Raw genomic sequence first — 11823 nt, 5'->3', positions numbered from 1 at the left:
GTCAGGACGTCGCTGCCGACGGATAGGGCAGATCGGTGCTGGTGTGAGGATCGATATGCACCGTCCTGCCGATATAAGGGAATGCCCGCTGCGCGCAGGCCGGTCGATCGCACACCTTGCAGCCCGCGCCGATGGCGACGCTGGTCTCGGCGTCGGTGAGATCGACACCGGCGGAATAGATCAACTTGTCGGCGTGGTTGAGTTCGCAGCCGAGCCCGACGGCGAATGTCTTGCGCTGACCGAGATAGTGGCTCGGGGGCGAGTCGGTGGTCCGGGCAATCCAGAAATAGGACCGCCCGTCGGGCATCTGGGCTACTTGGGTGATGAATTCGCCGGGCCGGTTGAAGGCGTGGTGAACCACCCACAGCGGGCAGCTGCCGCCCACCCGGGAGAAGTGAAACGCGGTTGCAGACTGCCGTTTCGAGATGTTGCCGGCGGCGTCGGCGCGGACGAAGATGAATGGCACCCCGCGAGCATCGGGACGCTGCAACGTGGAGAGTCGGTGGCAGACAGTCTCGAACCCGACTTCGAAGCGCCGGGCCAACTGGTCGATGTCGTAGCGAAGTTCGTTGGCCGACTGCAGGAAACGACGGTAGGGCAGCAACAGGGCGCCGGCGAAATAGTTGGCCAGCCCGATGCGTGCAACCTCGCGGGCCTCTGGCGTGAGTTGATCGTCAGTGGCCAGGATCGCGTCGAACGCGTCGGCCTGGGTCAGCAGCGCCAGCTGTGTGGCCATCTGAAAGGCCCGCTGGCCGGGATGCAGCCAGCGGGCGATGTGCAGCGTTGCGGTGTCCGGACGAAAGCGCCTTTTGACATTGGGGCCCAATGTCTTTTCGTCATCGAGAACCGCGGTGATGCCGAGCTCGTCGGCCAGCACGCTGATCAGCTGGACGTCGAGTTCTCCGACGCGAAGCTGGTGAGCGTTGAAGAGATCTTCGGCGGCCCGGTCGAGTTCATCGATGTAGTTCTTGCGGTCGTAGAAGAAGTCGCGGACCTCTTCGAAAGGCATCGGTCGTGCCGGATCGTCGGGGATGTCGAGGGTGGCTCGGCTACGGAGTGCCTCGACTTCAGCGGTCGCGTTGATCATCCGGCGATGCAGGCTGACGATGGCCTGTCCGACGTCAGGCATGCGGGCGGCCAGTTCCTCGATCTGCGTCGTGGTGGCCTGGTTCTCGGCGAGGCTTTCCCGCAGGTCTGCCACCAGTCGGGCGTCTGAGTCGGTGGCGAAGAAGTGTGCGGGCAGGTTGAAGCGTTCGGTCAGTGTGAGAAGCACCGGCACCGTGATGGGCCGCTGATCGTTCTCCAGTTGGTTGACGTAGCTGGTCGACAGGTCGAGCGTCCTGGCCAGCGCCACCTGAGTGAGGCAGTGTTCCTCTCGCAGGCGGCGCAAACGCGCCCCCGCGAACGTTTTGTTCGGCGCCCCGGCCACCTGGAGAGCGTACCGCGAGCAGAGTTCGCAATGTTTGCAAAGTAGCCGAGCGAAGGACGCAAAATTACGCATTTACAGTGGGTTTTGCAGGATGCTGCTTCTGCGTACCGTGCGAATCATGTCGAGCTTGGAGTTCCATGACGTCCGTACCCGGCGCAGTGCCGAGGATTTCCCGCGCTCTGAACACCTCGCGTGGAAGATCGCCGAACTGGCCGCCGACCCCGTCGCCGTGCCGGCCGAAACCGAGGCGATGGTCATCAACCGCATCATCGACAACGCGGCCGTGTCGGCGGCCTCGGTCATCAGGCGGCCTGTCACCGTGGCGCGCACGCAGGCGTTGGCGCACCGCACCCCGCGCAGCGGCGCGAGGGTCTTCGGTGTCCCCGGTAGCGTCTCGCCGGAGTGGGCGGCGTGGGCCAACGGGGTCGCCGTCCGCGAGCTCGATTTTCATGACACGTTCCTCGCGGCCGAGTACTCGCACCCAGGGGACAACATCCCGGCATTGGTCGCCGTCGCGCAGCACCTCGATGTCCGTGGTGCCGACCTCATTCGCGGCATCGCCACCGCCTACGAGGTTCAGATCGACCTGGTCAAAGGAATCTGCCTGCACGAGCACAAGATCGACCACGTCGCGCACCTCGGGCCTGCGGTGGCCGCCGGCCTGGGAACCATGTTGCGATTGGACCCCGACACCATCTACAACGCGATCGGGCAGGCACTGCACCTGACCACCGCGACCCGGCAGTCCCGAAAAGGCTTGATCTCCAGCTGGAAGGCATACGCACCGGCGCTGGCCGGCAAGGTCGCCATCGAGGCTGTCGACCGCGCCATGCGCGGCGAGGGATCTCCCGCCCCGATCTGGGAGGGCGAGGACGGCGTCATCGCCTGGCTGCTGTCGGGGCCCGAGCACACCTACCAGGTGCCTTTGCCGAGGCCGGGGGAGCCCAAGCGCGCCATCCTGGACAGCTACACGAAAGAACATTCCGCCGAATACCAGAGTCAGGCGCCGATCGACCTGGCACGCCGGTTGCGTGATCGGATCGGTGATCTCGACCAGATCGCCACGATCACACTGCACACCAGTCATCACACCCATGTGGTGATCGGCACCGGGTCCAACGATCCGCAGAAGTTCGATCCCGACGCGTCGCGCGAGACGCTGGACCACTCGGTGATGTACATCTTCGCTGTCGCGCTGCAGGACGGCACCTGGCATCACGAACGGTCCTACGCGCCCGAGCGCGCACACCGACCGGACACGATCGAGCTGTGGCGCAAGATCTCCACAGTCGAAGACCCGGAGTGGACCCGTCGCTATCACTCCACCGATCCGGCGGAGAAGGCGTTCGGCGCCAAGGCCGTCGTCACCCTCAAGAACGGTGACGTGATCACCGACGAGCTGGCTGTCGCCGATGCGCATCCGTTGGGCGCGCGGCCCTTCGAACGTGATCAGTACGTTGCCAAGTTCACCGAACTGGCCGAGGGTGTCGTCGACGAGGCTGAGCAGCAGCGCTTCCTGGGGACGGTCGGTGAACTCGCCGGCCTCAAGCCCGGCGAGCTGGACCGCCTCAACGTGTTGGTCGATCCGCGGGTGCTCGACAAGGCGCCGACGATCTCGTCGGGGATCTTCTCGTGACCGGCGGTCTGATCGGCGCGGTGGCGTCGCCGGCCGACAAGCGTGTCAGGTTTCGACGAGGACTGGATTCCGGTCGGCTGCTGCGCTTTCCAGGGGCCTTCTCGCCGCTGGTCGCCAAACTCGTCACCGAGATCGGCTTCGACGGAGTGTACGTCTCCGGTGCGGTGCTCTCGGCCGACCTTGGGTTGCCGGACATCGGCCTGACCACCCTGACCGAAGTCACCTCGCGCGGCGGCCAGATCGCGGGTGTCACCGATCTGCCGACGTTGATCGATGCCGACACCGGATTCGGTGAGCCGATGAGCGCGGCGCGCACCGTGACAGTCCTGGAGGATGCCGGCCTGGCCGGCTGCCACCTGGAGGATCAAGTGAATCCCAAGCGGTGCGGACATCTCGACGGCAAGGCGGTCGTGCCGACCTCGGAGATGGTCAAGCGGATTCGCGCGGCGGTCGCGGCGCGCCGCGACCCGAACTTCGTCATCTGCGCCAGGACCGACGCCGCCGGAATCGAAGGCGTGCCCGCCGCCGTCGACCGCGCCAAGGCCTACGCCGACGCCGGGGCAGACCTGATCTTCACCGAGGCGCTGCACACGCCAATGGATTTCGAGCAATTCCGGGGCGCCGTGACCACACCACTGCTGGCCAACATGACGGAGTTTGGCAAGTCGGAGCTCCTCACCGCCGCCCAGCTGTCCGACATCGGCTACAACGTCGTCATCTACCCGGTGACGACGCTGCGGCTGGCCATGCACGCCGTCGAAGTCGGCTTGCGCGAGATCGATTCCGTCGGAACCCAATCCGGACTGCTCGACCAGATGCAACACCGCAGCCGGCTCTATGAATTGCTGCGCTACTCCGAGTACAACCAGTTCGACACCGACATCTACAACTTCGCGCTGCAAGGAGTACCCCGATGACTGCTCCCTCCATCCACAAAGGACTGGCCGGTGTCGTGGTCGATACCACCGCGATCTCCAAAGTGGTGCCCGAGACCAACTCACTGACCTACCGGGGCTATCCGGTGCAGGACCTGGCCGAGCACTGCAGCTTCGAGCAGGTCGCCTACCTGTTGTGGCACGGTGAACTTCCTACCGAACATGAACTGGCGCTGTTCACCCAGCGCGAGCGCGCCTCGCGGCGAATCGACCGGTCGATGCACTCCCTGCTGACCAAGCTTCCTGACAACTGCCACCCCATGGACGTGGTGCGCACCGCGATCAGCTATCTCGGCGCCGAGGATCCCGAGGAGGACAACAGCACCCAGGCCGCCAACTTCGCCAAATCGCTGCGAATGTTCGCGGTCCTGCCGACGATCGTCGCCGCCGATATCCGGCGTCGCCGTGGACTGGAACCCATTGCCCCGCAAAGCCATCTGAGCTATGCGGAGAACTTCCTGACGATGAGCCTCGGCGAGGTGCCCGAACCCGTCATCGTCAAGGCCTTCGAGCAGTCGATGATCCTGTACGCCGAGCACAGCTTCAACGCCTCCACTTTCGCCGCCCGCGTGGTCACCTCGACCCAGTCCGACATCTACAGCGCCGTCACAGCCGCCATCGGCGCGCTGAAGGGTTCACTACACGGCGGCGCCAACGAGGCCGTCATGCACGACATGATCCAGATCGGCTCCGCTGATAGGGCACCGGAATGGCTGCACGGCAAGCTTCTCCATAAAGAAAAGGTCATGGGCTTCGGACACCGCGTCTACAAGAACGGTGATTCCCGCGTGCCCACCATGAAAGCCGCATTGACCCGGGTGGTCGCGGCGCGCAACGGTCAGCGCTGGATGGACATCTACAACGCGCTCGAGAGCGCGATGTACGCCACCACCACAATCAGGCCCAACCTCGACTTCCCGACCGGACCTGCCTACTACCTGATGGGTTTCGACATCCCCAGCTTCACCCCGCTGTTCGTGATGAGCCGAATCACCGGCTGGACCGCGCACATCATGGAGCAGGCGGGATCGAACTCGTTGATCCGTCCGCTCAGTGAGTACTCGGGCCAGCCGCAACGCGCCCTCGCCTAGCGCCAATTCGAAAGGGAAGTGTGTTCGCCAAGGTTCTGGTTGCCAATCGCGGTGAGATCGCGATCCGCGCCTTTCGCGCCGCCTACGAGTTGGGGGCATCCACGGTTGCGGTCTACCCCTACGAAGACCGCAACTCGTTGCACCGGTTGAAAGCTGATGAGTCGTATCAGATCGGTGCCGAGGGCCATCCGGTACGCGCCTACCTCAACGTCGCGCAGATCGTGTCGACTGCGCTGGCCTGCGGAGCCGATGCAATCTATCCGGGCTACGGCTTCCTCTCGGAGAATCCCCAACTGGCTGCGGCCTGTGCAGCGGCGGGTATCACCTTCGTAGGTCCGCCATCGGAAGTCCTGGAGCTCACGGGTAACAAAGCACGCGCTGTCGCCGCTGCCCGTGCCGCGGGTTTACCGGTGCTGGCGTCGTCGGGGCCATCAGCGGACATCGACGAATTGGTGGCGGCTGCGGCCGGTATGGACTTCCCTCTGTTCGTGAAAGCGGTGGCCGGTGGTGGAGGCCGCGGCATGCGCCGGGTCGCCGAGGTGGGGGAGCTACGCGAGGCCATCGAGTCCGCGTCACGCGAGGCGGAATCGGCATTCGGCGATGCGACGGTGTTCCTGGAGCAGGCGGTCATCAACCCTCGCCACATCGAGGTTCAGATTCTTGCTGATCACACCGGTGAGGTCATTCACCTGTTCGAGCGGGATTGTAGTGTGCAGCGTCGCCACCAGAAGGTCATCGAGCTGGCGCCGGCGCCGAATCTGAATCCCGAATTGCGGGAACGCATCTGCGCAGATGCGGTCGCGTTCGCACGGCAGATCGGCTATTCGTGTGCGGGCACCGTGGAGTTCCTGCTCGACGAACGAGGCCACCATGTCTTCATCGAGATGAACCCGCGAATTCAGGTCGAGCACACGGTGACCGAGGAGATCACCGATGTGGATCTGGTGTCGGCGCAGCTGCGGATCGCAGCCGGTGCGACGCTGGCCGAACTTGGCTTGTCGCAAGACACCCTCACCATGCATGGCGCGGCGATCCAGTGCCGGATCACCACGGAGGACCCCGCCAACGAATTTCGGCCCGACACCGGGCGCATCACTGGCTACCGGTCCCCGGGCGGCGCAGGCATCAGGCTCGATGGTGGCACGAACATCGGCGCCGACGTCACCGCCCACTTCGACTCCATGCTGGTCAAGCTCACCTGTCGTGGGCGTGATTTCGCCACTGCGGTCCGGCGTGCGCGGCGCGCAGTGGCCGAGTTCCGTATTCGTGGCGTGTCCACCAACATCCCGTTCCTCCAAGCTGTTTTGGACGACCCGGCATTCCAGGCGGGCCGGGCCACGACCTCGTTCATCGAGGAGCGCCCTCAGCTCCTGACATCGCGCTCCAGTGCCGACCGAGGCACCAAGATCCTCACCTATCTGGCGGGCGTCACCGTCAACCAGCCCCACGGGCTGCGCCCGTCGGCGGTCTACCCTCGGGACAAGCTGCCCGAACTCGACCTGAGTACGGCTCCGCCGCCCGGTTCCAAGCAGCGGCTCACCGAACTCGGCCCGGAAGGCTTCGCCGACTGGCTGAGGGATTCTTCGGCTGTCGGTGTCACTGACACCACTTTCCGCGACGCGCACCAGTCCCTGCTGGCGACCCGCGTACGCACCAGCGGGCTGATACGGGTCGCGCCGTACATCGCGCGCATGACACCGCAATTGCTCTCCGTCGAGTGCTGGGGCGGTGCTACCTACGATGTCGCCCTGCGCTTTCTGAAGCAGGATCCTTGGGATCGCCTCGCCGCGCTGCGGATAGCCTTACCCAACATCTGCCTGCAGATGTTGCTCCGCGGCCGCAACACCGTCGGCTACACGCCGTACCCGCTGCAGGTGACGCGTGCCTTCGTCGACGAGGCCGCGCAGACCGGTGTGGATATCTTTCGAATCTTCGACTCGCTGAACAACATTGACGCCATGCGTCCGGCGATCGACGCGGTGCGGGAGACCGAGACGGCGGTCGCCGAGGTGGCGATGTCCTACACCGGGGACCTGTCCGATCCGGGCGAGAACCTCTACACACTGGACTATTACCTGCGGTTGGCGGAGTCGATCGTGGATGCCGGCGCACACGTACTGGCGATCAAAGACATGGCTGGACTGTTACGCGCACCGAGTGCGGCGACGCTGGTGGCGGCGCTGAAGTCACGCTTCGACCTACCGGTCCACGTTCACACCCATGACACGCCCGGCGGGCAGTTGGCGACCTATGTCGCGGCGTGGACCGCGGGTGCCGATGCCGTCGACGGGGCGGCCGCACCGCTGGCCGGTACCACCAGCCAGCCGGCGTTGTCGTCGATCGTGGCGGCAGCTGCGCACACCGAGTTCGACACCGGACTGGATTTGGCCGCGATCTGTGACCTGGAGCCGTACTGGGAGGCCCTGCGAAAGGTGTACGCGCCGTTCGAATCGGGATTGTCAGCCCCCACCGGACGGGTCTACACGCATGAGATTCCCGGCGGGCAGTTGAGCAACCTGCGGCAACAGGCCGCCGCGTTGGGGTTGGGGGACCGGTTCGAGGACATCGAGGGCGCCTACGCGGGCGCCGATCGCGTGCTGGGCCGGCTCGTCAAGGTCACTCCGACGAGCAAGGTGGTGGGGGACCTGGCGTTGTCATTGGTCGGTGCTGGGGCCAGCGCGGAGGAGTTCGCCGACGATCCAGCGCGCTACGACATCCCGGACAGCGTGATCGGATTCCTGCGTGGAGAGCTGGGCGATCCGCCGGGCGGTTGGCCGGAACCGTTGCGCACAAGAGCTCTCGACGGTCGTGGTCCAGCGAAACCCGAGCAGGAATTGACCGGTGAGCAGGAGGCGGTGTTGGCGGCGCCGGGTCCCCAGAGGCGGGCGATGCTCAACCATCTGTTGTTCCCGGGTCCGACGGCGGAGTTCGAGGCGCACCGTGAGGAGTTCGGCGACACCTCACGGCTCTCGGCGAACCAGTTCTTCTATGGGCTGCGCCACGGCGACGAGCACCGAGTGGCGTTGGAGCCCGGAGTGGAGCTGTTGATCGGGTTGGAGGCGATCAGCGACGCCGACGAGCGCGGCATGCGGACGGTGATGTGCATCATCAACGGACAACTGCGACCCGTGATGGTTCGCGATCTCTCCATCGCCGCCGACATCCCGGCATCGGAGAGGGCTGACAAGACCAATCCCGATCACGTGGCGGCACCGTTCGCCGGCGTGGTGACTGTGACCGTGGCTCAGGGAGACGCGGTGGCGGCGGGGCAGACGGTGGCGACGATCGAGGCGATGAAGATGGAAGCCGCCATCACCGCCACCAAGGCCGGCACCGTCGATCGGATCGCGGTCGCCATCACCGAACAGGTCGAGGGAGGCGACCTGGTCCTGGTCGTCAGGTAGAACGGCGCGCGACGACCCCATGCCCGAGTCCGCAAGAAGGCCGTGGTGTTGGACCGGTGGCTTGCCAACTCGCGGGAAATCCACAGGACGGCCGACGGGTCGAATCGCCTGCGCCCCAGGGCGACCTCTCACCGATCTACCATCTGAACAGATGAACAGATAAGTTGGTGTTGTGTCGCACATGGCCGTGCCCAGCGGTCGCCGCGGTGCCGCGACCATCTCACAGTGGAGGAACCTTCATGGCTGAATACACCCTGCCCGAGCTGGACTACGACTACGGAGCCCTGGAACCCCATATCTCCGGGCAGATCAACGAGGTTCACCACGGCAAGCACCACGCCACCTACGTCAAGGGCGTCAACGACGCCGTCACCAAGCTCGAAGAAGCCCGAGCCGCGGGCGACCACGCCGCCATCTTCCTCAACGAGAAGAACCTCGCTTTTCACCTCGGTGGACATGTCAACCATTCGATCTGGTGGAAGAACCTGTCCCCGCACGGCGGTGACAAGCCCACCGGCGACCTCGCGGCGGCCCTCGACGACCAGTTCGGGTCATTCGACGGCTTTCGCGCCCAATTCGCCGCAGCAGCCAACGGGTTGCAGGGCTCGGGTTGGGCGGTGCTGGGATACGACAGTCTCGGACGCCGACTGTTGACCTTTCAGCTCTATGACCAGCAGGCCAACGTGCCGCTGGGCATCATCCCGTTGCTGCAGGTCGACATGTGGGAACACGCCTATTACCTGCAATACAAGAACGTCAAGGCCGACTATGTCACCGCCTTCTGGAACGTCGTGAACTGGGAGGACGTGCAGAATCGGTTCACCGCTGCCACTACCAAGACCCCGGGTCTGATCTTCTGATACGCGTGACACGTGATGGCCGACGACGAGAAGACGCGGTGGGCGATCGATGTCATGACAGCCTGGAATCAGGACGACCGCGCCTTTTTTCACGAGCGCGTCGACGCCTACCTCGAGGAGCACCGTGGCGACGCAGGACTGATCGTGGGCCTGGTCAACCTCAACGGCTTGTTGCTGTCGGGCATGGAACTGACCACGGGCAAAACCCCTTCTGACATCCTGCAGGCGATTGCGTCGACCATCGCCCGAAACGGGCAACCGCCTGATCTCCCGGACACCGGACCGGACTCCTGACACCGTCGAACTCCGGTGAACATCACCTGTTCTTTTCGACAAAGGCTGCGCAGGCGTTGTCCGCTGGCCGAATCGGCTCTCATCGACGCTTTCTCAGCTTCGTGAAGCGATACCGACGAAGGCTGCGAGGGAAGTCGGCCACACCCGGGCCACCCTCGCGCAGCCAGTCGGCGATGGCTGATCCTGCGTCCTCGGTGAAGACGTAGCCGAGCCAGGTCGACCGTCCACCCTGACGATGTCCGCCCTGTGACGGTGTAACCACCAAGACGTTGGACCGCTCGCAGGGCCCGAGGCAGTCGGTGACCCGAACATCGGCCACGTCCTGCATCTGATCGCGCAGCAGGGTGAGCTGCGCCTGATGGTCGGTGTCAGGGTGCTTCTTCGTAGTGCCGCAGCAGCATCCCCGGCATACGGTGACCGTGGGTCGCGTTCGGTCCAGAGCCATGGTTCCGATCCTTCTTTGAGGTCAATTGTTTGCGCCGAGGTCGGTCAGTGCCAGATCGCCTCCAACACCGCGATGACGTCGATCGTCTCGGACACGTCGTGGACGCGGATGATGTCTACACCAGCCGACCAGGCGGGCGCGATCACCGCTAGCGAGGCCGCGAGACGACCGTCAACCTGCCGTCCGGTCACCGCTCCCAGGAACGACTTTCGACTCACACCCAGCAGCACTGGAAATGGTCCGCTGCACAATTCCGGGAGGTGTCGCAGAAGACGCAGGTTGTCCGCGGGAGATTTGCCGAAGCCGATGCCCGGATCGATCCACACCCGGGAAGCCCCGTTGTCAACGGCGGCCGCCGCGGTCTCCGTCACAAAGGTCCCGATGTCGGTGCAGATGTCGCTGTAGCGGGGATAGACACCGGCCACCACCGGCACCGTGTGTGCGTGCATGCTGACATATCCGACGCCCAGGCTACCCGCGACCTCGTACAGCTTGCCCGAAACATCGTTGACGATGCGGGCGCCAGCAACGACGGCCGCCTCGGCGACCTCGGCATGCCGGGTGTCGACCGACACGACGCCGTACCGAACCAGTTCGGTCACCACGGGCACGACACGATCGAGTTCCTCGGCGACCGAGACCGGGTCGGCGTCGGGCCTGGTCGATTCGCCGCCGACGTCGACCGCCCATGCGCCGGCGCCGAACATCTGTCGTCCCGCGGCAACTGCATGCTCCACGGTCGCGAATCTGCTGCTCGCCCAGAAGGAGTCGGGCGTGGCGTTCAGAATCCCCATCACGCGAAGCGGAGTCGCGCGAGCCCGTGCCCCCGTCACCTGTCCGGCGCCCAATAGGCGAGCATTTCGGCGAACGTGTCGAACGCCGCGGCGGAGACACCGTAGGGCGCCTCGAAGTGCAGGCTCAGCGGATAACCGAGGTCTGCCACGCCGTCGATGACCCGCTTGTATAAGTCGATCAACAGGCGGCGCTTGTTGTCCGGCTCGCTCGCTGCGAGGGCACGGACGAAATCCTGCTCTGCTGCGACGGCGTCATTGCCAGGATCCTGGATCAGCCAGTCGATCAGACCGACCTTGCTCTCCATCTTGGGCACGAACCCGAAAGACAGCAGTACCTCGGGGCGGTGCTCGCTGAACTCTGCAAACTCGCGGAGGAATGTGACGATAGCCTCCGAGTAGAGCAGCTGCGTCATGCCGAACGTGGCGCCTTGATCACACTTGAAGTCGAAGCGACTCTGCTCGCTGTCACGCGTCGGAATCAGGATGACGCCGCGATTGTCGACGAGATCGTCGAATTTCGAGAGCGCGTCGGTAGGTGGGACTCCTTGGCCGTCGCCGTCGTTCATCGTGCGGGGCACACCCACGAAGATGATGCCGTCAAAGCCGGCCTGCCCGAGTTCAGTCAGCCGCTTCCGCAATGCCGGCTCGTCGAGAAAAGGGGTTACTTGCGTGCATAACCCGCGCACACGGGGAAGGTCCGATTGAAGGAGCGACCAGAAGTCAGCGACGTCGAGTTTGGGCTTCATCTCGACCGGACGATCGTCGTCCTCGGGGATCATCCCGGGAATCATGACGTGGCCGATTCGCCCAGCGATGCCCGCGTGGGCCGACAACTGCACAACTTTTGCGGCTTCGTCACGGGCATGATCAGGACCGAGCTCGATGTTGGAGGGCACGAGCTCCAACGCGATGGTGTTCAGGGGCACGCGCCCTCC

The 11823-nt window shown here is 64.7% G+C and carries 10 protein-coding genes; 6 read left to right on the top strand and 4 right to left on the bottom strand.

Features of this window, described 5'->3' with window-relative positions:
- Position 1 precedes the first annotated feature (1 nt).
- Complete coding sequence (locus tag PGN37_RS25405; protein WP_335333745.1) at positions 2 to 1429, bottom strand: short-chain fatty acyl-CoA regulator family protein; 1428 nt, start codon at positions 1427 to 1429, stop codon at positions 2 to 4.
- Between the two features lie 127 nt (positions 1430 to 1556).
- On the opposite strand from PGN37_RS25405, the gene prpD reads away from it, so the two are divergent.
- The 6 genes from prpD (at position 1557) to PGN37_RS25375 (ending at position 9649) form a co-directional block, all read left to right on the top strand.
- A complete protein-coding gene (gene prpD, locus PGN37_RS25400) occupies positions 1557 to 3065 on the top strand; it encodes a 2-methylcitrate dehydratase PrpD (protein ID WP_335333775.1) in 1509 nt (502 codons plus the stop codon).
- Positions 3062 to 3982 (top strand): methylisocitrate lyase, encoded by a 921-nt coding sequence (gene prpB / locus PGN37_RS25395; RefSeq protein WP_335333744.1) that lies wholly within the window; start codon positions 3062 to 3064, stop codon positions 3980 to 3982. The genes prpD and prpB overlap by 4 nt, the downstream gene beginning before the upstream one ends.
- Positions 3979 to 5091 (top strand): bifunctional 2-methylcitrate synthase/citrate synthase, encoded by a 1113-nt coding sequence (locus PGN37_RS25390; protein WP_335333743.1) that lies wholly within the window; start codon positions 3979 to 3981, stop codon positions 5089 to 5091. The genes prpB and PGN37_RS25390 overlap by 4 nt, the downstream gene beginning before the upstream one ends.
- 20 nt (positions 5092 to 5111) lie before the next feature.
- The gene (locus PGN37_RS25385; RefSeq protein WP_335333742.1) at positions 5112 to 8495 is read left to right on the top strand and encodes a pyruvate carboxylase; all 3384 of its coding nucleotides are present in this window, start codon (positions 5112 to 5114) and stop codon (positions 8493 to 8495) included.
- Positions 8496 to 8734: 239 nt separating this feature from the next.
- The gene (locus PGN37_RS25380) at positions 8735 to 9355 is read left to right on the top strand and encodes a superoxide dismutase (RefSeq protein ID WP_335333741.1); all 621 of its coding nucleotides are present in this window, start codon (positions 8735 to 8737) and stop codon (positions 9353 to 9355) included.
- 15 nt (positions 9356 to 9370) lie between these two features.
- Complete coding sequence (locus PGN37_RS25375; protein ID WP_335333740.1) at positions 9371 to 9649, top strand: hypothetical protein; 279 nt, start codon at positions 9371 to 9373, stop codon at positions 9647 to 9649.
- A 79-nt stretch (positions 9650 to 9728) separates the two neighbouring features.
- On the opposite strand, the gene PGN37_RS25370 is transcribed toward PGN37_RS25375, so the two are convergent.
- From PGN37_RS25370 to PGN37_RS25360, 3 genes are read right to left on the bottom strand one after another with little or no spacing between them, the layout of a single operon-like run.
- Entirely contained in the window at positions 9729 to 10094 is a 366-nt protein-coding gene (locus PGN37_RS25370) for a (2Fe-2S) ferredoxin domain-containing protein (RefSeq protein ID WP_335333739.1), read from the bottom strand.
- A 44-nt stretch (positions 10095 to 10138) separates the two neighbouring features.
- On the bottom strand, positions 10139 to 10888 hold the full coding sequence (gene folP, locus PGN37_RS25365) for a dihydropteroate synthase (protein ID WP_335333738.1): 750 nt from the start codon (positions 10886 to 10888) through the stop codon (positions 10139 to 10141).
- Between the two features lie 35 nt (positions 10889 to 10923).
- On the bottom strand, positions 10924 to 11814 hold the full coding sequence (locus PGN37_RS25360; protein WP_335333737.1) for a mycobacterial-type methylenetetrahydrofolate reductase: 891 nt from the start codon (positions 11812 to 11814) through the stop codon (positions 10924 to 10926).
- Between the last annotated feature and the right edge of the window lie 9 nt (positions 11815 to 11823).

Source organism: Mycobacterium kyogaense, assembly GCF_036946525.1.
In the GTDB taxonomy this organism is placed as follows: domain Bacteria; phylum Actinomycetota; class Actinomycetes; order Mycobacteriales; family Mycobacteriaceae; genus Mycobacterium; species Mycobacterium kyogaense_A.
The sequence above is the reverse complement of the archived record's forward strand: the minus strand, read 5'-3'. Positions and strand labels throughout refer to the sequence as shown.

Excerpts from the sequence above, each read along its gene's own strand:
- folP (WP_335333738.1), bottom strand. The coding sequence starts at position 10,888 with ATGGGGATTCTGAACGCCACGCCCGACTCCTTCTGGGCGAGCAGCAGA.
- PGN37_RS25375 (WP_335333740.1), top strand. The coding sequence starts at position 9,371 with ATGGCCGACGACGAGAAGACGCGGTGGGCGATCGATGTCATGACAGCC.
- PGN37_RS25390 (WP_335333743.1), top strand. The coding sequence starts at position 3,979 with ATGACTGCTCCCTCCATCCACAAAGGACTGGCCGGTGTCGTGGTCGAT.
- PGN37_RS25370 (WP_335333739.1), bottom strand. The coding sequence starts at position 10,094 with ATGGCTCTGGACCGAACGCGACCCACGGTCACCGTATGCCGGGGATGC.
- PGN37_RS25380 (WP_335333741.1), top strand. The coding sequence starts at position 8,735 with ATGGCTGAATACACCCTGCCCGAGCTGGACTACGACTACGGAGCCCTG.